This window comes from Bartonella sp. CM120XJJH (assembly GCF_042194715.1).
Taxonomy (GTDB): Bacteria; Pseudomonadota; Alphaproteobacteria; order Rhizobiales; family Rhizobiaceae; genus Bartonella.
This window is the reverse complement of record NZ_JBHINE010000004.1, coordinates 67,329-91,594: the sequence shown is the minus strand read 5'-3', so window position 1 is coordinate 91,594 and position 24,266 is coordinate 67,329. Positions and strand designations below refer to the sequence as shown.

The following is a 24,266-nucleotide window of genomic DNA, read 5'->3' as shown; positions in this document are numbered from 1 at the left end:
AAAGTCTAGAAGATTTCAAAACCATGGCAAACAAAATAAATGCACAAAATAATAGTCAAGCATCTTCTAATAATGAAAAAGACCCCTCTCAACAGACGAATCATACAGAGAAATATTCCCTGATGAATCATTTATTTTCATTCTTACGTGGTCGTAATTGTGCATCTACATCACTGCGCGACGATCTTACCGTTGCACTCACGACTAACAATGAAAAAGATACTGCCCTCTTCTCACCTGAAGAACGTACTATGCTGCATAACATTTTACGCTTACGTGAAGCACGCGTGGATGATGTTATGATACCTCGTTCTGAAATCGAAGCATTAGAAATAAACACCTCTCTTGGAGAAACCCTTAAATGTTTCGCAAAAATTGGTCATTCTCGCATACCTGTTTATGCTGAAACTTTAGATGATCCGCGCGGCATGATTCATATCCGCGATATTCTTAACTACATGACTCGCTTTATTATCAACCCAACAAAAACCGAACAGAAATCCGATTTGCTTCAATTAAACCATACAGACTTGCATACTCCAATCGGTGAATTGGATTTGATCCGAACAGTTCTTTTTGTTCCAAGTTCCATGCTTGCAAGCAAATTATTAACACGAATGCAAACTACACGAACACAAATGGCTTTAGTTATTGATGAACATGGGGGAACAGATGGTCTCGTTTCAATGGAAGATATTGTTGAGTTAGTCGTTGGGGATATCGAAGATGAACATGATAATGTCGACAATGCTATCGTACGTGAACCAAATAATAAATGGCTCGTTGATGCAAGAACTGAACTAGAAGATGTGGAGAAAGCTCTTGGTCCTGATTTTATCGTAGGGGAATATGGTGATGAAGTTGATACTATTGGTGGTTTGATCGTCTCCATTCTTGATCGCATTCCTGCCAAAGGTGAAATTGTCGAAGCTGTACCTGGCTATCGATTTCGTATTTTAGAAGCTGATAAACGCCGGATTAAGCGATTGCGTATTTTTCGCATTCCAAAAAATGAAAATCTTGAGAACAATGCCATCCCTAAAGAATAGTCCAGCGTTTTTAAACCATTTCATCGTTTTTTTGTCCTCTGTTACCGGTTGGAAGCGCCAAGCATGGATATTTCTGTGCGGTGCTCTTACTTCTTTTGCACTTCCACCCTTTTATTTGACACCTCTTTGCTTTTTAACTTTCCCTCTCTTTATTGTTTTACTTGACTCAATACGGGACACTAAAAACAATGAAAAACATTTCTTTACTTACGCTTTAAGCTGTGGAACCTTTGGTTTTAGTTATTTTATTTGCGGATTTTGGTGGCTATGCAATGCTTTATTAACAGATCCAGATTCTTTTGGTTGGGCAGTTCCATTAGCCATTTTAGGCCCCCCACTCTACCTTTCTCTTTATTGGTTTTTTTCTGGTTTCATTGTCGGTTTATTATGGACAAAAGGAATAGCACGCTTTTTTGTTTTAGCCTTTGCATTAGGATTAGCCGAGTGGTTGCGTGCGTTTTTATTCACAGGATTTCCATGGAATGCTCTTGGCTATACAGCCATGCCAACCCCAATGTTCATGCAATCTGATGCAATAGTGGGACTTTACGGAATAAATATTCTTGCTGTATTAGCCTACAGTTTGCCAACTGTTTTATTAACGGATGAAAAAAAGAAAGCAGCACTTTCTCTTTGCTTATCACTTATATTCATTCATAGTGGTTTTGGGTTTTATCGTCTTCATACTATAGAAAACACAGCTGAAAATCAAAAAAGTTCTTATTGGGTGCGCATTGTTCAACCTTCTATCCAACAAAATATAAAATTGCGTGATAATACACGAGAAGCTATGTTGGAAGCACATCTGAATCTAAGTGCAATGCCAACAACCGATCAAAACTCAGAACCCGATTTTATCGTATGGCCCGAAGCTTCCGTTCCTTACCTTCTCTATGATAACTCATCTATCACAATGCGCATTGCCTCTCTTTTAAAACCTAAGCAATGGGCTATTGTCGGAGCAATACGCGCCAGCAATGATCTACCCCATTCCCAAACACAATATTTTAATACAATTGCAGTCATTAATGCTCAAGGTAATATTTTAAATACTTCCGATAAGCTTCATTTGGTTCCTTTTGGTGAGTATCTTCCGTATCAGAATCTATTGAAAAAAATTGGATTGCGTACCCTTGCCGATAATATTGGTGGATATAGTGCTGCAAGTGTGCGCAAAATTGTTACAATGCCAAACGGATTTTCTTATCTACCCTTGATTTGTTATGAAGCAATATTTCCCCATGAAATGACTTTTAAAGGATCCCCGCCTCAAGCAATTATTAATATTACAAATGATGCATGGTTTGGTGTAACACCGGGCCCCTATCAACATCTTCAACAAGCACAGCTTCGTGCAGTTGAACTGGGAATCCCCCTCATACGGGCAGCCAATAATGGAATATCCGCTGTTATTGATTCTTATGGACGAATCGTTGTAGCTCTTCAACAAAATGCTGTGGGCATTATTGATTCACAAGTTCCATCATCCATTACCCCTATAGGAAGCAATGAATACAGAACTTTCTCTACTTTTATCTTATTCATCCTTATGCTATTGTGTCGTATTGGTTTTGGTTTTACAAAGCAGCTTAAGTGATTCAAGTGCCCCTTGTACGGTATTATGTTGCGTGTACCAGTAATATTGGGAAAAAATATTACATATTATTTTAATTATATGATAAATCAGCTTCGTATAAATATGATGTTGGTTTAGAAGAAAAGTGCTGGAAATAAAGAGTTGCATTATGACCGAAACTAGAAAAAAACCTGACCCTATAGATATCTATGTTGGAACTCGTATCCGTTTACGTCGTAATATTTTAGGACTCACTCAAGAGAAACTAGGCGAAAAATTAGGAATTACTTTTCAGCAAATCCAAAAATATGAAAAAGGAACAAACCGTATTGGTGCCAGTCGTCTTCAAGCGATAGCGGAAATTATGGATGTTCCTGTTTCTTACTTTTTTGATAAAGGTATTACCTCCCAACAAGTAGAGGGTTTTGCTGAAAGTGATCACAATTTTATAGACTTTTGTTCTAGCAGCGAAGGGATTCAGCTCATGCGCGCTTTTACAAATATATCTGATGCTAAAGTGCGTCGAAAAATTATTGACTTGGCAAAAGCACTTTCTGAGGAAGATTTGACAAATAAGCTATAAATTAAAATTATATCTTTCCCCTTTATTCATATAAATTTGCATTGACGATTTGCTGTAGAATTAGCCAATCGTGACAACTTTAGTAAGCAATTAATTAAATCGTTGATTTTCTTTTTTGAAGGAGTTCCTATGCCGCATCAAGATTATCTTTTTACGAGCGAATCGGTATCGGAAGGACATCCTGATAAAATTTGTGATCGTATTTCTGATGAAATCGTTGATATGATCTATAAAGAAGCTGAAAAGACTGGTATTGATCCATGGTTAATACGCGTTGCCTGTGAAACTCTCGTCAGTTTCAACCGTGTTGTTATCGCTGGTGAAGTGCGTGTTCCCGATACGCTATTAAAAAAAGATAAAAATAAAAAATTTATCTATGATGAAACTGGCTTTCCACTCATTAATCCTACGCGTTTTCGTACAGCAGCGCGCCGTGCTATTCGTACTATTGGCTATGAACAAGCAGGATTTCATTGGAAAACTGTTAAAATTGATGTTCTTTTGCGCCCTCAATCAGCTGACATAGCAAGAGGGGTTGATAATGCTACGGATCGGCATGGTGAAGAAGGAGCAGGTGATCAAGGTATCATGTTTGGATATGCTTGCCGTGAAACACCTGATTTCATGCCTGCGCCAATTTACTATGCGCATAAAATTCTCAAACTTCTTGCCGCAGCCCGTCATAAAGGAGAGGGAGAAGCTGGAAAATTAGGACCCGATGCTAAAAGCCAAATAACCATACGCTATAAAAATGGAAAACCGATAGAGGTCACATCCATTGTTCTTTCAACGCAACACCTCGATGAAAGCTGGGATTCCAGTAAGGTGCGTACAGTGGTGGAACCTTACATTCGCCAAGCTTTACATGATATTCCCATTGCGGCTCAATGCAGTTGGTATATTAACCCAACAGGAAAATTTGTCATCGGTGGTCCTCAAAGCGATGCCGGATTAACAGGACGCAAAATTATTGTGGATACTTATGGAGGCGCAGCACCCCATGGAGGCGGTGCTTTCTCAGGAAAAGATACAACAAAAGTTGATCGTTCTGCAGCTTATGCGGCACGCTATCTGGCTAAAAATATTGTTGCTGCTCATTTAGCAGAGCGATGCACCATTCAACTCTCTTATGCAATTGGTATTGCACAACCTTTATCTATTTATCTTAATCTTCATGGAACAGGAAAAGTCGATGAAAAAGTTATTGAAGAAGCCATTCGCAAAATAATGGACCTTTCACCTACCGGCATTCGAAAACATCTTGACCTCAATAAACCTATTTATGCAAAAACAGCTGCCTATGGTCACTTTGGACGTAAACCAAAACACGATGGTTCGTTTTCATGGGAAAAAACTGATCTCGTGAAAACGCTTCAAACAATGATCCAAATCCCATGATTAAACATAATACACGCAAGAGTGAAGCATTTTTTGGACGCAGACAAGGAAAACAGCTTCGAAACAGTCAGCTTACACGTATAGAAATGCTTCTTCCCAATTTTAATATTGATTTAAATGTCCCTCCTCCCTCAAACCTTACATCCTTATTTCCAAGTCAAGTAAGGGAAATTCGACTTGAAATCGGCTTTGGTGGAGGTGAACATTTACTTCATGAAATGGAATATTTTCCAAAAACCGGTTTTATCGGCGTCGAGCCCTTTATCAATGGCATGGCAAAAATATTGTTGTCTCTTGAACAGCATCAAAACCATCAAAATCATCTTCGCCTCTACAATGATGATGCTACACGCCTCCTTGATTGGCTCCCTGATAACTCTCTTGATGGAATAGACCTCTTCTATCCTGATCCTTGGCCAAAAAAGAAACACTGGAAACGACGTTTCATCAACATAAAAAATCTTAACCGTTTTGCTCGTGTTCTTAAAATAGGAAAAATTTTTCGCTTTGCTAGTGATATAGACAGTTATGTAAACTGGACTTTGTACCATTGTGCACAACATGATCACTTTGAATGGAAAGCAGAAAGCCCTCAAGACTGGAAACTCCCTTATCCACTATGGAAAGGAACCCGCTATGAAGCAAAAGCTTTACGTGAAGGACGAACGCCTGCCTATCTTACCTTTATCAAGAAATAAATGATCAAGCGCTTTTCTCATAAACAACTTGAAAAATTTTGAATTTAGGAGTATCAATAGTTAAATTCTTGGTCTTATGATGAAGGGTGGGCCGTTGGACCCGCTCTTTTTTAATATCATAAAACTGATGAAAACAACTTGGATAAAATGTATGAACGAAGCTGAAAAAATAAGCAATCTTGACGAACCACGCCTGTTTGAAGAAGATGGTATCGAAGCACAGGTTGCTGCTCTTGTCATACCACTACTTAAACCTTTAGGTTTTCGTTTGGTTCGTGTGAAACTTCTTGGTCAAAATGGTTTAACACTTCAAATTATGGTTGAACGTGCCGATGGTTCTATGACCGTAGAAGATTGTGAAACTGTTAGTCGAACTGTTTCCCCCCTCCTTGATGTACAAAATGTTATTGAACGCAAATATCATTTAGAAATCTCATCACCTGGAATTGATCGTCCATTGGTAAGAAAATCTGATTTTTTTCATTGGCAAGGGCATCTTGCAAAAATTGAAACCAAAACAACAATTGATGGGCGCCGAAAATTTCGCGGGACACTTACAAATATCACGCAAGATGGATTTATTTTGAATACTGATAAAGCTGCTTATGGAGAAGCCATGTATACCCCTATTTCCTATTGTGATATCATAAATGCACATTTAGTGCTTACCGATGAGCTTATTCACGATGCATTGAAAAAAAATAAAGCTTTAAGTCAACAATTCATTGCCGAAGAGAACGCTAACGACTCTATACAGACGCTCAATTTCAAAAAATAATATCACAGGGGAATACCCATCGTGTGGCACAAAGAAGGAGAAAATTGATGGCTACAAGCGCTAACAGGCTTGAGATTCTGCAAATTGCAGATGCTGTTGCACGTGAAAAGTCAATCGACCGTGAAATTGTCATTTCTGCGATGGCTGATGCTATTCAAAAAGCAGCACGTTCTCGTTATGGTCAAGAAACCAATATCCGTGCTGAAATCAATTCTAAAACAGGTGAAATTAAATTACAGCGCCTGCTTAAAATCGTTGATGTCGTTGAAGACTATACAACGGAAATTACTTTGTCTGATGCTCTCAAACATCAAGAAGAAGCAAAAATTGGTGATTTTTTTGCTGATCTTTTACCTCCTATGGATTTTGGACGTATCGCAGCACAATCTGCTAAACAGGTTATTGTACAAAAAGTACGCGACGCAGAACGTGATCAGCAATATGAAGAATTCAAAAATAAAGTTGGTGAAATTATTTCTGGTACAGTTAAGCGTGTGGAATATGGTAACGTTATCGTTGATCTAGGGCGTGGTGAAGCTATTGTGCGCCGTGACGAATTAATTCCTCGTGAATCATTCCGCTATGGAGATCGTATTCGTGCTTTTGTCAATGATGTACACCGTGAAACGCGTGGACCGCAAATTTTCCTTTCACGCACACATCCCCAATTTATGGTAAAACTTTTTACTATGGAAGTGCCAGAAATTTATGATGGTATTATAGAAATCAAATCTGTTGCTCGTGATCCAGGTTCACGAGCTAAAATCGCCGTTGTTTCACGCGATGGTTCCATTGATCCTGTTGGAGCATGCGTTGGAATGCGAGGAAGTCGTGTACAAGCTGTCGTTGCTGAATTACAAGGCGAAAAAATTGATATTATTCCTTGGTCGCCTGATGCGGCAACATTTGTCGTTAATGCACTGCAACCTGCTGAAGTGTCTAAAATCATCCTTGATGAAGATGCTGAACGGATTGAAGTTATTGTGCCAGATGATCAACTTAGTCTTGCTATTGGACGACGTGGACAAAATGTTCGCTTGGCTTCGCAACTAACAGGATGGAACATTGATATTTTAACGGAAAAGGAAGAATCTGAAAATCGTCAAAAAGAATTTACTGAACGGAGTAAATTGTTTATGGAAGCCTTAGAGGTTGACGAAATGATCGGACAGGTTATGGCATCAGAGGGTTTTTCTTCTATTGAAGAAATCGCCTATATTGATCTTGAAGAAATCGCTTCTATTGATGGTTTTGACCATGATACCGCCGCTGAAATCCAAAGTCGTGCCCGCGAATATCTTGATCATCAAGAAAAAGAACTTGATGAAAAACGCAAAAAGCTTGGAGTTTCTGACGAATTGCGAACACTTCCTGGAATGACAAGTGCTATGTTAGTTGCTGTAGGTGAGGATGGTGTAAAAACAATAGAAGACTTTGCTGGCTATGCCGTTGATGATTTAGCGGGTTGGAGAGAACGTAAAGAAGGTCAAACACAGAATTTTTCTGGTATTTTAACCCCTTTTGACATTACACGCGCGGATGCAGAAGCTATGGTTTTAGCCGCACGTGTACAAGCAGGCTGGATAGACCAAGCTGATCTTGTTACAGAAAATCCTGTAGAAGATGGAAATTCTGCAGAAAATGAAAAAACAGATGATTTGGATGTGGATACACTTTAAATGAATGAACGGACTTGCATTGTGACCAGAAAAAATGCTTCAGCACAAACGCTGATCCGTTTTGTTATTGGTCCCAATAACCAAATTGTTCCCGATCTTAAAGCGAAGTTACCAGGGCGAGGCGTTTGGGTTTCTGCCCATCACGCTGTTATTGAGAAAGCAATCAAACAGAAAGCTTTTCATAGAAATTTTAAAACAGATGTTGAGGTTGCGCCAAATCTTGTGCATGTTGTTGATACGCTTTTACTAAAAGCCGCTCTTTCAAGCCTTTCCATGGCACGAAAAGCGGGAGCAATTGTTATGGGAGCAACAAAGGTTGATGCTGCTATCCGCTCTGGTAAAGTTATTCTTGTACTTCATGCTAAAGAAACAACAGAAGATGGGAAACGAAAAATTGCACAGGCCATTCATTCAATACAACAACAAACAAATCGGACTATAAAAACCATATCTTTATTTACAAGTGATGAAATGCGAGTGGCTTTTGGCTCTAATCCTGTAATGCACGCGGCCTTATTGGATACAAAAGCTGCCGAAGGATTTCTCAAAACGACATATAAATTGATCAGCTATCGTGACGACAAGCATAGTAAGCCTAGTGAGATGACGGCACAAGCCGTGAAGGAAGTACAATGAGTGAAAATAACAACGACAAAACAACCGTCAAGAAGACACTAACTCTCAAGAGGTCTGTCTTGGAAACAAGCACGGTCAAACAAAATTTTAGTCATGGCCGTACGAAGGCTGTCGTTGTCGAAACCAAACGGCGTAAAATTACGCGACCTGATGAAAAAGCTGAAACCGCACAGCCCATTACAAAGCCGCACGTGGCCGCCCAGCGCTCTAAACCGCGTTTTGAGAGGAAAAAACCTCAAGAATCTGTGGCCAAAAGCAATCTTTCATCGACTGAAATGGAAGCGAGACTTCGCGCGTTAGAAGAAGCACATATCCAAGAAAGAATAACGCGAGAACAAGCCGAAGAAGAAGCAAGACGCGCTAAAGAGCGTGAAGAAATTTTACAGCAAGAAATTAAAGAAAAAGAAATACATCTCCAACAAGAAGAAGAAATATCACCAGCACAGACTCCACCTGTTCCCCCTCTCATTGAACAGACAGCTATTCCTATTGCGCCTAAAAACACAACCGTGGTTGAAAAACGCAAAATAGATGAAAATAAAGAGGAAGAACGGCATAGTCGACGTGCTAATCCTGCTAAATCAGAAATACGTGTACCAAAAGTTGTCAAAGGAGCTGATGAGCGGCGACGCGGAAAGCTAACTCTGAATAGTGCACTGGATGAAGAAGGAAGCGCACGTGGGCGCTCAATGGCTGCAATGCGGCGTAGACAAGAAAAGTTTAAGCGTGCACAAAATCAAGAACCAAGAGAAAAAATTTCTCGCGAAGTTGTTCTTCCTGAAACGATTACCATTCAAGAGCTCGCACAACGTATGACTGAGCGTTCTGTTGATGTGATTAAATTCTTGATGAAACAAGGACAAATGATGAAACCTGGCGATGTCATTGATGCAGATGTTGCCGAACTCATCGCTGTTGAATTTGGACATACTGTTAAACGTGTTTTAGAATCTGATGTAGAAGAAGGTATCTTTAATATAACAGATAATCCTCAAAACATGCAGCAGCGCCCCCCTGTTGTAACCATTATGGGCCATGTTGACCACGGAAAAACTTCTCTTTTGGATGCTATTCGTAAAGCAAATGTTGTTTCCGGCGAAGCAGGAGGTATTACGCAGCATATTGGTGCCTATCAAGTAGAACAAAACGGTCAAAAAATTACCTTTATTGATACACCAGGACATGCTGCTTTTACGGCTATGCGTGCACGTGGAGCTCGTGTTACCGATATTGCTGTTCTCGTTGTAGCCGCTGATGATAGTGTTATGCCTCAAACGATTGAATCAATCAATCATGCGAAAGCCGCTGGTGTACCTATCATTGTTGCTATCAACAAAATTGATAAACCAGCTGCAAATGCACAAAAAGTGCGTACAGAACTTCTACAACATGAAGTGTTTGTTGAAACTATGGGTGGAGAAACTTTGGACGTTGAAGTTTCTGCTAAAACTGGTCAAAACCTTGATAAACTTCTCGAAGCTATCCTTCTTCAGGCTGAAATGCTTGATCTGAAAGCAGATTCTCAACGAACTGCAGAAGGCGTTATCATTGAAGCCAAATTAGATCGTGGACGTGGGTCTGTAGCAACAGTTCTTGTTCAAAAAGGTACATTACACCCTTCTGATATTATAGTTGCCGGAAATGAATGGGGTCGTGTGCGTGCTTTGATTGACGACCATGGCCGCCATGTCAAAGAAGCCGTTCCCTCTACACCGATTGAAATTTTAGGCATGCAAGGAACACCACAAGCCGGAGACCGTTTTGCTGTTGTCACACATGAAGCAAAAGCACGTGAAATTTCTGAATACCGTCAACGATTAGCGCGCGATAAAGCTGTTGCGCGGCAAACTGGTTCGCGTGGTTCTCTTGAACAGATGATGACAAAATTGCAAACGACTGGTGTTAAGGAATTTTCCCTTATTATAAAAGGGGATGTGCAAGGATCAATTGAAGCAATCGCTTCAGCATTGGAAAAACTCGGAAATGATGAGGTTCGTGCGCGTATTGTACATGCTGGTGCTGGAGGAATTACCGAAAGTGATATTTCTCTTGCGGAAGCTTCCAACTCTGCTGTAATTGGTTTTAATGTTCGAGCCAATAAGCAGGCACGTGATTTTGCTAAAACACAAGGAATTGAAATTCGTTATTACAACATCATTTATGATCTTGTTGACGATATCAAGGCTGCCATGTCTGGATTACTCTCACCAGAACAGCGTGAAACTTTCCTTGGTAATGCTGAAATTCTAGAAGTCTTTAACATTACAAAAACTGGAAAAGTTGCAGGATGTCGTGTTACAGAAGGTAAAATAGAACGAGGAGCCGGTGTTCGCCTTATCCGCGATAATATTGTTATTCACGAAGGAAAGCTGAAAACACTCAAACGCTTTAAGGATGAAGTCAATGAAGTGCAAAGTGGCCAAGAATGTGGAATAGCCTTTGAAAATTATGAAGATATGCGCGCAGGAGACATCATTGAGACCTTCCGTATCGAACATATTAATCGCACATTATAAAATAATCCAACAACTTTACTTTGTTGTAAAATGAGAAAAGTTATTAGATTTTATACACAATATCTTTTTTTCCTTATCTGAATGGTCAAAAAAGAGATCTTGTAGCAAGGATAAAACTTTGATGAAAAATGCAGGGCCATCACAACGGCAACTTAGAGTAGCAGAGCAAGTGCGTCATGCAATAGCGCATATATTACAGCGTGATATTTTGCTTGATGATATTTTGAAAGATATTGTTATTTCTATCTCTGAAGTACGCATGTCACCAGATTTAAAAATTGCTACTTGCTTTGTATCACCTCTCAGCACTCTTAAAAATGCTTCTCATACCGATGTTGTTGATACCCTCAATAAACATAGTCGTTTTCTCCGTGGAGAAATCAGTCATGCGTTGCGACAAATGAAATATATGCCAGAACTGCGTTTCCGACTTGATAATAGTTTTGATAATTTTTCAAAAATTGATGCCCTCCTTCGCTCGCCTGAGGTTGCACGCGATCTTCACCATAGTGATAAAGATGAGGATTAAAGATATGGCGCGGCAACACAAAAAAAAAGGGCGTCCTGTTTCTGGCTGGGTCATATTTGATAAACCAAAAGGAATGAAATCAACAGAAGCTGTCTCACAAATCAAATGGCTCTTTCATGCACAAAAAGCAGGACATGCGGGTACGCTTGATCCTCTTGCTTCTGGTCTCCTTCCCATTGCATTGGGCGAAGCAACCAAAACCGTCCCTTACGTGATGCAAGGCAAAAAAACTTACCGTTTTCATATCGCTTGGGGACAAGAGCGTTCAACAGATGATCTAGAGGGAGAAATAACGAAAACTTCTCTCAAACGTCCAACACAAGAAGAAATACTTGCTCTTCTTCCTCAATATACAGGTGTTATTTTGCAAACACCTCCACAATTTTCAGCAATCAAAATTGCCGGAAATCGTGCCTATGATTTAGCTCGTGAAGGGGAAGTTGTTGAAATTCCGCCCCGTGAAGTCGAAATAGAAACTTTCAAGTTATTAGAAATGCCTACCAAAGAGCACTCTGTCTTTGAAATAACCTGCGGAAAAGGAACTTATGTGCGCTCTTTAGCACGCGATATAGGACGTGATCTAGGTTGCTATGGGCATATTGCTGATTTAAGACGTATTTCCGTCGCACCTTTTGATGAAGAAGATCTCATTACATGGGACGAACTAAAAGCGGCCATTCCGCTAAATAAAAACACTACAGATGAGAATAATCGTTCTTTTGAAAAAAATTTCACAACACTTGATGAGCTCTTAATTGAAACAAGCGCCGCATTGGATTGCCTCCCTCACTATATCCTTAATGATACTCAAGCGCAGAGAGTTATAAAAGGCCATTCTATCCTCTTGAGTCATCACAAAATACCTCTTGATAAAGATGAGATTTTTGTCCTCTATAAGGAACAACTTCTTGCCATTGGCACACTCGACAAAAGTTTATTTAAACCGAAGCGGATTTTCACAATTTAATCGATTCTTTTCCACAACCACCTTTGCGGAAAGATATTTTTCTCTATCAATTAAGAAAAATATGGTGCTTTTCATTGTCTATATTTACCGTATTCATATCAAAATTTAAGTCCGTGCTATAAGCTAACACCACTACACACTTTTTCCTCTTAATGTCGCAACAATCCTTGCATTTGAAAGGATTCATAAGAGGCTTTTTATTTCTTTTTCAATCGTTTTTTACTCACACTTTAGCCCTCGTTTGTAATGTGCAAGCGAAGATTTGAACTGATTTACTCTAAATAGATTTGAAACGAGAAACACTTAAGATTTTCAGGACTATCATTCAACATGAAAAATAATCATTATAAATCAATTTATTAACTATTTAATCCGTAGTTTTTTGTTATGATTATGCTAACAAATTGAACGAAATAATATTAACATATTTAATATTTTACAAAAACTGTTTTAACCCTAAGGGAGATGATCAGAGGAGACTTTTAAAAGCATCTCATTGGCTTGGGGTATTGTTTGGCGTTCAATCATACGGTGCACTCTTATGCCGTTAGGAGCACAATTTAAATGACGCAAACGCTTATTGACTTCTGCATCCGCTTTTGTACGACGATGATTATGGCGTAAATAATCTACCCATGTTGGCATATGATAAGCCTCTGTCCAATATTCAGGTCTTTCAAGATCTCGTAAAAGGACCCACTGACGTGCACCATCACGTAACCGAATATGGCGTCGACGCGTCATCACTTTAAGAAACTCTTCGAGATCATTTTCATGAATTTGATAATCAATCATTATCATGATCGGGCCACTCCTTGCTTTGAGGTCGAGTAATAATTCCGGCTCTCTAAAATGATCAAGAGGATTTAAATCTATTTGAGGAATTTCTTGAATTCTAAATTTTACTCCCGCAAGAGCACCAAAAATCAAGAATAGAGAACAAACACTTAAAGCAATTGTTGGAGAATAACCATCAGCTAAACCTCCCCAGATTGCACTTCCAATAGCCATCCCCCCATAAGACGCCGTTTGATAAAGTGCTAAAGAACGTGCAACAACCCAGCGTGGTGTAGAGAGTTGTACAGATGTATTAAACAATGATAACGCCAAAACCCAACATAAACCTGCAGGAAATAAAGCAATATGGCTTATAATCAGTGAACGGCTGCTTCCCAATAAAAAGCAAGAAAAAGCGAAACCAATAAATGCACTTGCAATAATTGTTTCTGAACGAAAATGATGCCGTACAACTGCATTAATAATACCTGCTGTCATGGCTCCTAACCCAAAACAACCGAGCAGTGTACCATAAAGAAGGGCACTTCCTCCAAGAACTTTATGCGCAACAATTGGCAAAAGTGCTAAAATCGAAATTGCTCCTATACCAAAAAGGAACGCTCGAACCATAATACTCAGTAGATTAGGAGACATCGCAACATAACGCAAACCATCTGAGACAGCTCCTAACAGCCTTTCTCGTGGCAATGGATTGTTTTTATAATTCGACTTCCAGAAAAATAACGCACCAATAAGAGGAATATAGCTTATAGCATTAAAGAAAAAAGCAGCCGATGCCCCCAAAGTTGCAATAATAGCACCACCAATAGCAGGACCAACACTCCGCATCAAATTAAAGCCGACACTATTCAAACTAACAGCAGCAGGAATATTTTCCCTGCTCACAATATCTCCTATCGTTGCTTGCCAAGAAGGATTATAAAAAGCTGTGCCACATCCAATCAAAAACGTAAAACATAACAAAAGCCAAGGTGTTAGAAATCCCATATAGGCTAAAACAGATAAACTCATGGATATGAGCATCATCATAATCTGCGCACACAACATAATTTGACGCCGATTAAAATTATCAGCTAATGCCCCTGCCATCAAAGAAAACATAACTAGAGGTAATGTTGTAGCACTTTGAACAAGCCCAACCATGGAATGCGAAGAACTAATCAACGCCATTAACCACCCTGCTCCAACAGCCTGTATTAGTCCCCCTAAATTAGAAATAAGAGTAGATGACCATAAATTTCGAAATACCGAATTACGAAAAAGTTTTAATGTTGAAATGCTCTGCATCTTTTTCCTCCAAATCGGTATTTATCACTTTTATTACCACGCACGCGCTCATAATCTTTGTTTGTATCAAAAGGATGCATAATTCTTTAAAAAACTTCTCATAAAACTCTATTTAAATCAATATTTCAAAACAAAAGCTTTTATTTAAAGAAAGAATTCAAAATGCTGTCAAGGACTAGTATTTTAACCTTCTTTCCTATATAAGGACGGAAACAGGTAAGAGTCTTAGACTTTTCTTGTTTCCTCACAGACCCTTGCTGAACGACATCTCGGCTATGGGTGACTTTATGTTTCTTCGTTTTTGGAAAGGATAATACGATGTCGATTACAGCTGAACGTAAACAAGCTCTTGTCGCAGAATACGCAAACAAAGTTGGTGATACAGGATCACCAGAAGTACAGATTGCTGTACTTTCTGAACGTATTTCTAATTTAACAAACCACTTTAAATCTCACAAAAAGGATAACCATTCTCGTCGTGGTCTTTTGAAGATGGTGTCTCAACGCCGGCGCCTTCTTGATTATCTTAAAGGAGTTGACCAAAATCGTTATCAGACACTTATCAAGAAGTTAGGTTTGCGTCGCTAAAAGAAAAATGGTGGTGGTGTTAAAAAAACCACCCATTTTTTCAACGTGTTGCTTTTAATTAAAAATTTTAAAAACTGATAAGTTATTATGGGATAGGACTGCTCATCGTTTCGCATTTAAGCAGTTTACTTCTCTCTTATTGCAACAAAGATAAAAAGTATGTTGTCCACCCCAGATCTTGGAAGTATGCTACGCAAAACCAGAATGTGAGCAATCAAAGACTTAAACACTGGTCATTAAGGATAAAAAATGTTCAAAACGCACAAGATAGAAATTGAATGGGCCGGGCGTCCACTCACCCTTGAGACAGGGAAAATAGCACGTCAAGCTGATGGTGCAGTGATTGCTACCTATGGAGAAACTATTGTCTTAGCAACCGTTGTATCAGCCAGAAGTCCAAAACCAGACCAAGATTTTTTTCCACTCACTGTTAATTATCAAGAAAAATCCTATGCTGTTGGTAGAATACCTGGGGGCTATTTAAAACGTGAAAGTCGACCAAGTGAAAATGAAACTTTGGTTTCACGTTTGATTGATCGCCCAATTCGTCCCCTTTTCGTTGAGGGATATAAAAATGATACACAAGTCATTGTTTCCGTTATACAGCATGATCTCGAAAATAATCCCGATATCCTTGCGATGATTGCATCTTCTGCCGCATTAACCCTGTCAGGTGTTCCTTTCATGGGGCCTATAGCTGGTGCTCGCGTTGGCTATTGTAATGGACAATATGTTCTCAATCCTCATATCGATGAAATGCCTGAATCAAAACTTGATCTTGTTGTTGCTGGAACAGAAAGTGCTGTTTTGATGGTTGAATCAGAAGCACAAGAATTACCGGAAGATATCATGTTGGGGGCCGTAATGTTTGGTCACAAAGGCCTTCAACCCGTCCTTGATGCCATTATAAAGCTTGCTGAAGTTGCTGCAAAAGATCCCCGTGATTTTGTTCCTGAAGATCTTTCTGAACTTGAAAAAGCAATGCAAAAAATGGCAGAAAAGGATATACGAAAAGCTTACACAATTACTGATAAGCAAGAACGTTATGCTGCAATTGATGCACTAAAGACAGAAATCCTCAATAAATTTATGCCAGAAACAGAAGAAGACTGTAAGTTTAGTGCTGATCAAATTGCAACCGTATTTAAACAGTTGCAAGCAAACATTGTTCGCGGGAACATTCTTGATACCCAAAAGCGGATTGATGGACGCAATCTTTCTACCGTACGCCCTATCCAATCAGAAGTAAGTATTTTACCCCGCACACATGGATCAGCACTCTTTACCCGCGGAGAAACACAAGCTATTGTCGTTGCAACACTAGGAACTGGTGAAGATGAACAATATGTTGATTCCTTGACAGGGATGTATAAGGAAACATTCCTTCTCCATTACAATTTCCCACCATTTTCAGTGGGTGAAACGGGACGCCTTGGTTCTCCTGGTCGTCGTGAAATTGGACATGGCAAATTAGCATGGCGGGCCATTCACCCCATGTTGCCAACGAAAGAATCTTTTCCCTATACCATTCGTGCTGTCTCAGAAATCACTGAATCCAATGGCTCTTCTTCTATGGCAACGGTTTGTGGAACCTCACTTGCTCTTATGGATGCTGGTGTTCCTTTAGCACGCCCTGTTGCTGGTATTGCTATGGGCTTGATTAAAGAAGGAGAACGCTTTGCTGTTCTTTCTGATATTTTAGGGGATGAAGATCATCTTGGAGATATGGATTTTAAAGTCGCAGGAACAGAAAATGGTATTACTGCCTTGCAAATGGATATCAAAATTGATGGTATTACCGAAGAGATTATGGAAATCGCGCTTGAACAAGCCAAAGGTGGCCGAATCCATATCCTTAATGAGATGGCGAAAGCTTTAACCAGTGCACGTGCTGAGCTGAGTGAATTTTCTCCACGAATCGAAGTTATGAATATTTCTGTCGATAAAATCCGTGATGTTATCGGCTCTGGTGGTAAAGTTATTCGGGAAATCGTGGAACAAACTGGAGCAAAAATTAATATTGAAGATGATGGTACCATTAAAATTGCTTCTGCTGATGCTAAAACCATTGAAGCAGCAAAGCGCTGGATCCATTCTATTGTTGATGAGCCTGAAGTTGGTGCTATCTACCAAGGAACAGTTGTAAAAACCGCAGAATTTGGTGCATTTATAAACTTCTTTGGTTCTCGTGATGGACTCGTTCATATCTCTCAGCTTGCATCAGAACGCGTCACCAAAACAACCGATATTGTAAAAGAAGGTGACAAAGTTTGGGTTAAATTAATGGGCTTTGATGAGCGTGGAAAAGTTCGGTTATCCATGAAGGTCGTTGATCAAACAACCGGAAAGGAAATCACCGGTGATAAAACGATGAATGAAGAAAAGTGCGTTGATGAAAAAAAACAACCTGAAAATAAGCGCCGCCGTAAGAAAAAAGAAGAGTAAGTTTTTCCTCTTAGCGTATCATGAAATGCCATCCCAACATTGGAGTGGCATTTTTCTTTGAAAGAGTCATATGTGTTATTATTTTTGCCTTTTGAAAATCATGAACTCCCGTATCCTGATCCAAACCAATGTTGGCTAAGTTTCGGTTTAACAGAAATTCCCGCTCCAGAATGGGCACAAAATTTAAAAGTTATTACGCCTTGGCGACCAGATTTTTTAAAATTTGTCGATACTCAATTTCACTGCTCTCCTCAAATAGACAAAACCTTCAGCTATGATGGTGCATTTTTACATTTGAGCAAATATCGTGGTTTTAACCAAAATTGTTTTCTTGATTTATTAGAATGCGTTAAACCCAATGGATGGATTGTAATCAGTGGGAATAAAACTGCTGGTGCTGCTTCAATGATGAAATGGGTCAAAACAATTGTGCCCATCACCAATAAATTATCTAAAAATCATGGTCTTGTATTTTGGTTGCAAGTTCCTCAACAAATTGAGAGACATAACATTGCGCAATTACGCTCACCACCGCTCAATTTTGGTAAATTTCAAACCACTTCTGGTATGTTCTCACACGGACGTATTGATCCAGGATCTGCTGCGCTTGCTTCTTATATGCTCAAAGTTATTTCTGGAAAAACGGCTGATTTTGGTGCTGGATGGGGCTATCTTTCTCACGTTGCACTTGAAAGAAGTGAAAAACTCACCACTCTCGACCTTTATGAAGCAGACTACAACGCTTTGACAGCAGCAAAACAGCACCTGAAATCCATAACAGCTCCTTTTTCAATTCATTTTTATTGGCATGACCTTGTGCATGAACCTATCACAAATCTGTATGACACAATCATTTCAAATCCACCGTTTCACACACAACAAACGACAGATGTTTCATTAGGAAAAAATTTTATTATAAATGCTGCAAAGTGCTTAAAACCAGGCGGACGTCTGCTTTTTGTTGCAAACCGCCACCTGCCTTATGAAACATTATTAAAAAACATTTTCCGCACAGTGTTGATACATGAACAAGCCCATGGTTTCAAAATTATTGAAGCGCGTAGATAAAGAAAACAAGCGATAACTTTCAAAGAATAAAACGTGAAAGATCGATATCAGCAGCAAGCTCGCCAATAGATTTTCTCACATAATCGGCATCAATTGTAAACGATGTTCCAGCTTTATCAGGTGCCGTGAAAGAAATTTCATCCAAAACGCGCTCCATCACTGTTTGCAAACGACGTGCCCCTATATTTTCAATCCTTGCATTTAAATCTACAGCAATATCTGCTAAAGCATCAATTGCATCATCAGTAATTTCCAAATGAACCTCTTCTGTTGCCATAAGAGCAATATATTGCTTAATCAAACTAGCTTCTGGTTCTGTTAGAATGCGCCGTAAATCTTCTCTTGTTAAAGGGTTGAGCTCTACACGGATGGGCAAACGTCCTTGAAGTTCCGGTAATAAATCAGATGGCTTAGAAACATGAAATGCACCTGAGGCAATAAAAAGAATATGATCTGTTTTGATTTGCCCATATTTTGTACTAACCGTTGTTCCTTCAACCAAAGGCAAAAGATCACGTTGAACGCCCTCACGCGAAACCGCAGCACTAACTCCACCATCTCTAGTTGCAATTTTATCAATCTCGTCAATAAAAACAATCCCGTCATTTTCAGCAACACGAAGCGCTTCTTGAATAATTTGCTCCTGATCAAGGAGTTTTTCAGATTCATCATCAATGAGCGGCTTAAAAGCATCCCTTACTGTTGTCTTACGGACTTTTGTACGACTGCCCATTTTGCCCAAAATATCTGATAAATTCATAATACCCATTTGTGCCCCAGGCATCCCAGGAATATCAAAGGTTGAAGCACTATTGCTATTATTATCGGCGACTTCAATTTCAATCTCTTTCTCATCCAATTCACCTTCACGCAATTTTTTGCGAAAACTATCACGGGTAGCGGGGCTGGCTGTTTTACCAACAAGGGAGTCTAAAACGCGCTCTTCAGCATTCACGTGAGCCTTTTCTTTTATTTCATCCCGTTTCTTTTCACGCACAAGAGAAATAGAAATTTCAACAAGGTCTCGAATAATTTGCTCAACATCACGTCCCACATAACCAACTTCAGTAAATTTAGTCGCTTCTACTTTAACGAAGGGTGCTCCAGAAAGTTTTGCTAAGCGACGTGCAATACCAGTTTTACCAACACCTGTTGGCCCTATCATTAAAATATTTTTTGGCATAACTTCTTCACGCATCGGCTCATCAAGTTGTTGTCTACGCCACCGATTGCGCAGTGCAATAGCTACAGAGCGTTTGGCATCATTTTGGCCAATAATAAAACGATCAAGTTCAGAAACAGTCTCACGAGGGGAAAATACAACACACATTTAAATAGCTTTCTCTAAAGAAGATAATTCTGTATCCAATGTTTCAATCGTAAAATGATCATTGGTGTAAACACAAATTTTAGCGGCAATAGCCATAGCTTTACGAGCAATAGTTTCTGCATCCAAATCTAAATCCATAAGTGCACGTGCTGCTGAAAGAGCAAAATTTCCTCCAGAGCCAATTGCCATAACCCCATCTTCTGGTTCTAAAACATCACCAAGCCCTGTTAGAGCCAAAGTTACTTTCTTATCAGCCACGAGCATCATTGCTTCGAGACGACGCAAATAGCGATCTGTTCGCCAATCTTTTGCAAGTTCGACACATGCACGCATAAGCTGATCAGGATACTGCTCAAGCTTTGTTTCCAATCTTTCCAGTAATGTGAAAGCATCTGCCGTAGCACCTGCAAAACCAGCAATAACCACTCCGTTCTTTCCAAGACGACGCACTTTACGTGCATTGCCTTTCATAATTGTCTGTCCAAGAGAGACCTGACCATCACCGGCCATCACGACTTTGCCACCTTTTCGTACCGTAATAATTGTTGTACCATACATTATGTCTGGCTTATGTTCTGTCATAAGGAAACTCCTTAATATTAACTTTACTTTTTAATATTGATTTCTTTTCATACAATGTAAAACTCAATTACTATTGTCCTATTTAAGAACATATACAACAAAACACAATGATTCAGCATAACTCAATTTGTTGAAAATGGAAAAATGATATCATTGTTGTCAATGTAAATTACTGCTAAATAGCTTTATATAAACAGTTTGTGCCTTTTAGAGGAAAATTATGAAAAAAATAGCCATAGGAACCTTAGGTGGAACAATTGCAATGACTGCTGATCGTTTTGGTCACATGCAACCGACTTTAACTTCAGATAACCTCATAAAAAGTGTTCCTGATTTAAATAACGTTGCTGATATTCATGCACAAACATTAACGCAAATACCAAGTGGATCTTTATCGTTTCAAATTCTTTTTGAAATAATCGAGTGGGCAAAACAACAAATAAAAGCTGGTGCAGAAGGTATTGTTTTAACACAAGGGACTGATACTCTAGAAGAAACAGCTTTTTTTCTTTCTCTTTATTGGAAGGAAGCTGAACCACTCATCATAACCGGCGCTATGCGCATGCCTCATGAAGCAGGTGCGGACGGCCCCGCTAACATTTTAGCAGCCACTCGTGTCGCAGCAGCCACACAAAGTCGTAACAGGGGCGTTCTCGTTGTTATAAATGATGCAATTCATTCACCTTATTGGCTCTATAAAAGCCATACCGTCAAAGTCGAAACATTTCAATCAGGTCTTGCAGGTATTTTAGGAACTATTTTAGAGGAAAAACTTATTTATTTCAATGATCAAAAACTTTTTCCGACAACGTTTGATCTTCCCCAAAACCACGATCATCAAATTGCACTCCTCTATTCCTCTTTATCATCTGGTGCACAATTAATGAAACTATGCCTCGAAAGTGGGTATTATGCTGGAGTTGTTATTGCTGGTTTTGGTGCAGGACACTGTAGTTTTCAAGAAGCAGACCTTGTACAACAATATGCACAAAAAATACCAATCATTATTGCTAGTCGTTGTTGTAATGGATCAACAACTCGTATAACTTATGGCTATAAAGGCTCAGAAATCGATATGATTGCTTCCGGTGCTCTCATGTCTGGTTATTTGTCAGCCGTAAAAGCGCGTCTACTTTTATGGGCTTTTTTAGCACAAGGGCACTCATTAGCACAAATCCGTGCGGACTGGAATGACTGGACTATAAGTTAATGAAAAATGATCTATTATCTTAAAGAAGAGAGCATGCAAAACAAAACTTATTTGAAAATCAAGCCGCTCATCTGTCTACTTTTAATCGATTGCTGCGGCAAAAAATTCTCGACCAATACAAATGATTGATACGACTATACAAAAAATTAATCAGGAAGATAATCTGGTTAAATCCGTTTCTGACCGATATTCGCCCTATCGTGTTTTTACTGCACAAGAATGGTCAGAGTTTCGTGCAGACACACCTCTTACTTTGACTTTTGATGAAATTAAGCGTTTACGCTCTATTGATGATCCTATCGATCTTAAAGAAGTCCAACGGATTTATCTTTCTTTATCGCGTCTGTTATCATGCCATGTTGAAGCAGTACAGGAACTTTTTCACAAACGTCAGCAGTTTCTCCATCAAGAAGAGAGTAGAAAAACGCCCTTTATTATTGGAATTGCTGGTTCTGTAGCAGTAGGAAAATCAACCACAGCTCGCATTCTTCAAGAACTATTGAAAAGATGGACATCCAGCCTTAAAGTTGATCTGATCACAACGGATGGTTTTCTCTACCCTAACACAATCTTACAGCAAAAAAATCGTATGAATCGTAAAGGATTTCCTGATTCCTATGACATTAAAAAATTGCTGTGCTTTCTTTCGGCTATAAAAGCAGGTATCGGAAATGTTCGTGCACCGCTTTACTCACATATGACCTATGATGTTCTAGAAAATCAGACAATTACCATTGATCGTCCTGATATTTTAATTATTGAAGGTATTAATGTATTACAGGTCAGTGATCTTCCTAAAGATGGGAAAGCTATTCCTTTCGTATCAGATTTTTTTGATTTTTCAATCTATGTCGATGCTGAAACAGAAGTCATTCGTCACTGGTATTTGGAGCGCTTTAAACGTTTGCGTAAAACAGCTTTTCAAAATCCTGAATCCTATTTTCATCGTTATGCTCTGCTCAGTGAAAAAGAAGCCTCAAAAATCGCTGAGGATCTTTGGCAAACAATCAATTTAAAAAATTTACAAGAAAATATATTGCCAACACGACCACGATCCAATCTCATTCTACGAAAAGGAAAAAATCATTTGGTCGAGTATGTCGCACTTAGACGACTATAAGGAACTCATAACTATGCAGCACTATCACGTTCATTTTACCTCAACGCGTATCGATAACAGTTGCCCTATCATCTTGGTAAACCAAAGAACTCTTGCCAACCTATCACTTGATGCGTCAACAACAGCATGGATAAAAGTTAATGACTTTACTGGTAAAGCAGGACAAATACTCTTTGTTCCTCATGAAACTGGGCATTTAAAAAAAGTTTTATTTGGAGTTGGCAATGGTAACGATCCCTTTATTACAGGACTGCTTGCTCAAAAACTTCCTGCTGGTCAATGGCATTTAGAAGGTACAACCTCTGATGAAATAAATGCTTATCTTGGATTAGCATTCGGTAGCTATCAATTTAATCGCTATCGTCAAAATTCTTCTTTCAAATCATTATCCATCCATGTCAATGAGGCCGTTGATCTTAATGAACTCCAACGAATTTATGAAGCTGTCTTTTTCGTCCGTGATCTCATCAATATTCCAGCCAATGATATGACCCCTGATGCTCTCGAAAAAGAAGCACGAAAACTAGGAAAAACTTATGGTGCTCATGTCCAAAGTATTTGTGGAGATGCTCTCTTAACCCATAACTTTCCAATGATTCATGCCGTAGGACGAGCAGGCAGTACTTCACCACGACTGATTGAATTACATTGGGGGCAAGAACATCATCCTAAAATAACGTTGGTAGGCAAAGGAGTAACTTTTGATACGGGAGGACTCGATATTAAATCAGCCAATAACATGTTGCTTATGAAAAAAGACATGGGGGGTGGAGCAAACGTTTTGGGATTAGCTAAGCTTATCATGGATGCCAAATTGCCTTTCCGTCTACGTGTTTTGATTCCAGCTGTAGAAAATGCAATTTCTGCCAATGCTTACCGACCAAGTGATATTCTCAAAAGTCGTAAAGGCTTAAGTGTTGAAGTAGGTAATACAGATGCTGAAGGGCGACTTGTCCTTGCCGATGCGCTCGCCTATGGTGATGAAGAAAGTCCACAATTCATGCTTTGTATGGCTACTTTAACAGGGGCAGCGCGTATAGCATTAGGACCAGATCTTCCCGCATTTTATTGTAATGATTCAATATGGGCACAAAAAATTTCTGAATCTGCTCACACTGTTTTTGATCCTCTTTGGCAAATGCCCCTTTGGAAACCTTATCAAGAGATGTTATCATCACCAATTGCTGATCTTAACAATGTAACTGGAAATAGCTTTGCTGGCTCTATAACGGCTGCTTTATTTCTTAATTCTTTTGTTGAAAAAGCTGAACATTTTGCACATTTTGACCTTTATGGATGGGTTCCAAAAGAAAAACCAGGATATCCTATTGGTGGATCAGCACAAACTATTCGTGCCCTTTATAATATTTTTAAAAATGAAGTTTGACACACAATATCCACAAAGATAAACAATTTTGCAGCTTAAAGA

At 39.2% G+C, this 24,266-nt stretch carries 20 protein-coding genes; 17 read left to right on the top strand and 3 right to left on the bottom strand.

The genetic code is table 11. From position 1 onward, the window contains the following. Nucleotides 1–23 precede the first annotated feature (23 nt). The 11 genes from ACFIKU_RS03015 to truB all read left to right on the top strand — a co-directional run bounded on the left by ACFIKU_RS03015 (nucleotide 24) and on the right by truB (nucleotide 12,409). Entirely contained in the window at nucleotides 24–1,049 is a 1,026-nt protein-coding gene (locus ACFIKU_RS03015) for a hemolysin family protein (RefSeq protein WP_375632292.1), read from the top strand. Then, nucleotides 1,012–2,646 carry an apolipoprotein N-acyltransferase gene (gene lnt, locus ACFIKU_RS03010; RefSeq protein WP_375656639.1) on the top strand — a complete coding sequence of 545 codons (1,635 nt, stop codon included), beginning with the start codon at nucleotides 1,012–1,014 and terminating at the stop codon, nucleotides 2,644–2,646. The genes ACFIKU_RS03015 and lnt overlap by 38 nt, the downstream gene beginning before the upstream one ends. 148 nt (nucleotides 2,647–2,794) lie before the next feature. Then, entirely contained in the window at nucleotides 2,795–3,208 is a 414-nt protein-coding gene (locus tag ACFIKU_RS03005) for a helix-turn-helix domain-containing protein (protein ID WP_012754634.1), read from the top strand. A gap of 129 nt (nucleotides 3,209–3,337) precedes the next feature. Then, on the top strand, nucleotides 3,338–4,606 hold the full coding sequence (gene metK / locus ACFIKU_RS03000; protein ID WP_375656638.1) for a methionine adenosyltransferase: 1,269 nt from the start codon (nucleotides 3,338–3,340) through the stop codon (nucleotides 4,604–4,606). Next, nucleotides 4,603–5,304: a tRNA (guanine(46)-N(7))-methyltransferase TrmB gene (locus tag ACFIKU_RS02995; protein WP_375656637.1), complete on the top strand. Its 702-nt coding sequence runs from the start codon at nucleotides 4,603–4,605 to the stop codon at nucleotides 5,302–5,304. Before metK ends, ACFIKU_RS02995 begins: the two co-directional genes overlap by 4 nt. A 127-nt stretch (nucleotides 5,305–5,431) precedes the next feature. Continuing rightward, a complete protein-coding gene (rimP, locus tag ACFIKU_RS02990; RefSeq protein ID WP_375656681.1) occupies nucleotides 5,432–6,082 on the top strand; it encodes a ribosome maturation factor RimP in 651 nt (216 codons plus the stop codon). A 47-nt stretch (nucleotides 6,083–6,129) separates the two neighbouring features. After that, nucleotides 6,130–7,761, top strand: coding sequence for a transcription termination factor NusA (gene nusA, locus ACFIKU_RS02985; RefSeq protein WP_375656636.1), 1,632 nt, complete (start codon nucleotides 6,130–6,132; stop codon nucleotides 7,759–7,761). Next, nucleotides 7,762–8,397 (top strand): RNA-binding protein, encoded by a 636-nt coding sequence (locus ACFIKU_RS02980; RefSeq protein WP_375641620.1) that lies wholly within the window; start codon nucleotides 7,762–7,764, stop codon nucleotides 8,395–8,397. Further along, nucleotides 8,394–10,913 carry a translation initiation factor IF-2 gene (infB, locus tag ACFIKU_RS02975; RefSeq protein ID WP_375641621.1) on the top strand — a complete coding sequence of 840 codons (2,520 nt, stop codon included), beginning with the start codon at nucleotides 8,394–8,396 and terminating at the stop codon, nucleotides 10,911–10,913. The genes ACFIKU_RS02980 and infB overlap by 4 nt, the downstream gene beginning before the upstream one ends. Before the next feature lie 121 nt (nucleotides 10,914–11,034). After that, a complete protein-coding gene (gene rbfA / locus ACFIKU_RS02970; protein WP_375656635.1) occupies nucleotides 11,035–11,442 on the top strand; it encodes a 30S ribosome-binding factor RbfA in 408 nt (135 codons plus the stop codon). A gap of 4 nt (nucleotides 11,443–11,446) precedes the next feature. Further along, nucleotides 11,447–12,409: a tRNA pseudouridine(55) synthase TruB gene (truB, locus tag ACFIKU_RS02965; protein ID WP_375656634.1), complete on the top strand. Its 963-nt coding sequence runs from the start codon at nucleotides 11,447–11,449 to the stop codon at nucleotides 12,407–12,409. A gap of 456 nt (nucleotides 12,410–12,865) precedes the next feature. Here truB and ACFIKU_RS02960 read toward each other — a convergent pair whose 3' ends face one another. Further along, the gene (locus ACFIKU_RS02960) at nucleotides 12,866–14,494 is read right to left on the bottom strand and encodes an MFS transporter (RefSeq protein WP_375656633.1); all 1,629 of its coding nucleotides are present in this window, start codon (nucleotides 14,492–14,494) and stop codon (nucleotides 12,866–12,868) included. A 318-nt stretch (nucleotides 14,495–14,812) separates the two neighbouring features. Between ACFIKU_RS02960 and rpsO the strand changes: the two genes are divergently transcribed. The 3 genes from rpsO to ACFIKU_RS02945 all read left to right on the top strand — a co-directional run bounded on the left by rpsO (nucleotide 14,813) and on the right by ACFIKU_RS02945 (nucleotide 18,595). After that, nucleotides 14,813–15,082, top strand: coding sequence for a 30S ribosomal protein S15 (rpsO, locus tag ACFIKU_RS02955; RefSeq protein ID WP_005774142.1), 270 nt, complete (start codon nucleotides 14,813–14,815; stop codon nucleotides 15,080–15,082). Between the two features lie 249 nt (nucleotides 15,083–15,331). Continuing rightward, a complete protein-coding gene (gene pnp, locus ACFIKU_RS02950) occupies nucleotides 15,332–17,527 on the top strand; it encodes a polyribonucleotide nucleotidyltransferase (protein WP_375656632.1) in 2,196 nt (731 codons plus the stop codon). Between the two features lie 72 nt (nucleotides 17,528–17,599). Then, complete coding sequence (locus tag ACFIKU_RS02945; protein ID WP_375641626.1) at nucleotides 17,600–18,595, top strand: class I SAM-dependent methyltransferase; 996 nt, start codon at nucleotides 17,600–17,602, stop codon at nucleotides 18,593–18,595. A gap of 19 nt (nucleotides 18,596–18,614) precedes the next feature. Here ACFIKU_RS02945 and hslU read toward each other — a convergent pair whose 3' ends face one another. Continuing rightward, a complete protein-coding gene (hslU, locus tag ACFIKU_RS02940) occupies nucleotides 18,615–19,925 on the bottom strand; it encodes an ATP-dependent protease ATPase subunit HslU (protein ID WP_375656631.1) in 1,311 nt (436 codons plus the stop codon). Then, the gene (hslV, locus tag ACFIKU_RS02935) at nucleotides 19,926–20,507 is read right to left on the bottom strand and encodes an ATP-dependent protease subunit HslV (RefSeq protein WP_375641628.1); all 582 of its coding nucleotides are present in this window, start codon (nucleotides 20,505–20,507) and stop codon (nucleotides 19,926–19,928) included. It lies immediately after the preceding gene. A 220-nt stretch (nucleotides 20,508–20,727) separates the two neighbouring features. Between hslV and ACFIKU_RS02930 the strand changes: the two genes are divergently transcribed. The 3 genes from ACFIKU_RS02930 to ACFIKU_RS02920 all read left to right on the top strand — a co-directional run bounded on the left by ACFIKU_RS02930 (nucleotide 20,728) and on the right by ACFIKU_RS02920 (nucleotide 24,224). Next, nucleotides 20,728–21,717: an asparaginase gene (locus ACFIKU_RS02930; protein ID WP_375656630.1), complete on the top strand. Its 990-nt coding sequence runs from the start codon at nucleotides 20,728–20,730 to the stop codon at nucleotides 21,715–21,717. Between the two features lie 121 nt (nucleotides 21,718–21,838). After that, on the top strand, nucleotides 21,839–22,837 hold the full coding sequence (gene coaA, locus ACFIKU_RS02925) for a type I pantothenate kinase (protein WP_273722543.1): 999 nt from the start codon (nucleotides 21,839–21,841) through the stop codon (nucleotides 22,835–22,837). A 13-nt stretch (nucleotides 22,838–22,850) separates the two neighbouring features. Continuing rightward, a complete protein-coding gene (locus ACFIKU_RS02920; protein WP_375641631.1) occupies nucleotides 22,851–24,224 on the top strand; it encodes a M17 family metallopeptidase in 1,374 nt (457 codons plus the stop codon). The last annotated feature ends 42 nt before the right edge of the window (nucleotides 24,225–24,266 follow it).

Coding starts and splice junctions, on each gene's coding strand:
- ACFIKU_RS03015 (WP_375632292.1), top strand. CDS start 24: ATGGCAAACAAAATAAATGCACAAAATAATAGTCAAGCATCTTCTAAT.
- lnt (WP_375656639.1), top strand. CDS start 1,012: ATGAAAATCTTGAGAACAATGCCATCCCTAAAGAATAGTCCAGCGTTT.
- ACFIKU_RS03005 (WP_012754634.1), top strand. CDS start 2,795: ATGACCGAAACTAGAAAAAAACCTGACCCTATAGATATCTATGTTGGA.
- metK (WP_375656638.1), top strand. CDS start 3,338: ATGCCGCATCAAGATTATCTTTTTACGAGCGAATCGGTATCGGAAGGA.
- ACFIKU_RS02995 (WP_375656637.1), top strand. CDS start 4,603: ATGATTAAACATAATACACGCAAGAGTGAAGCATTTTTTGGACGCAGA.
- rimP (WP_375656681.1), top strand. CDS start 5,432: ATGAAAACAACTTGGATAAAATGTATGAACGAAGCTGAAAAAATAAGC.
- nusA (WP_375656636.1), top strand. CDS start 6,130: ATGGCTACAAGCGCTAACAGGCTTGAGATTCTGCAAATTGCAGATGCT.
- ACFIKU_RS02980 (WP_375641620.1), top strand. CDS start 7,762: ATGAATGAACGGACTTGCATTGTGACCAGAAAAAATGCTTCAGCACAA.
- infB (WP_375641621.1), top strand. CDS start 8,394: ATGAGTGAAAATAACAACGACAAAACAACCGTCAAGAAGACACTAACT.
- rbfA (WP_375656635.1), top strand. CDS start 11,035: ATGAAAAATGCAGGGCCATCACAACGGCAACTTAGAGTAGCAGAGCAA.
- truB (WP_375656634.1), top strand. CDS start 11,447: ATGGCGCGGCAACACAAAAAAAAAGGGCGTCCTGTTTCTGGCTGGGTC.
- ACFIKU_RS02960 (WP_375656633.1), bottom strand. CDS start 14,494: ATGCAGAGCATTTCAACATTAAAACTTTTTCGTAATTCGGTATTTCGA.
- rpsO (WP_005774142.1), top strand. CDS start 14,813: ATGTCGATTACAGCTGAACGTAAACAAGCTCTTGTCGCAGAATACGCA.
- pnp (WP_375656632.1), top strand. CDS start 15,332: ATGTTCAAAACGCACAAGATAGAAATTGAATGGGCCGGGCGTCCACTC.
- hslU (WP_375656631.1), bottom strand. CDS start 19,925: ATGTGTGTTGTATTTTCCCCTCGTGAGACTGTTTCTGAACTTGATCGT.
- hslV (WP_375641628.1), bottom strand. CDS start 20,507: ATGACAGAACATAAGCCAGACATAATGTATGGTACAACAATTATTACG.
- ACFIKU_RS02930 (WP_375656630.1), top strand. CDS start 20,728: ATGAAAAAAATAGCCATAGGAACCTTAGGTGGAACAATTGCAATGACT.
- coaA (WP_273722543.1), top strand. CDS start 21,839: ATGATTGATACGACTATACAAAAAATTAATCAGGAAGATAATCTGGTT.
- ACFIKU_RS02920 (WP_375641631.1), top strand. CDS start 22,851: ATGCAGCACTATCACGTTCATTTTACCTCAACGCGTATCGATAACAGT.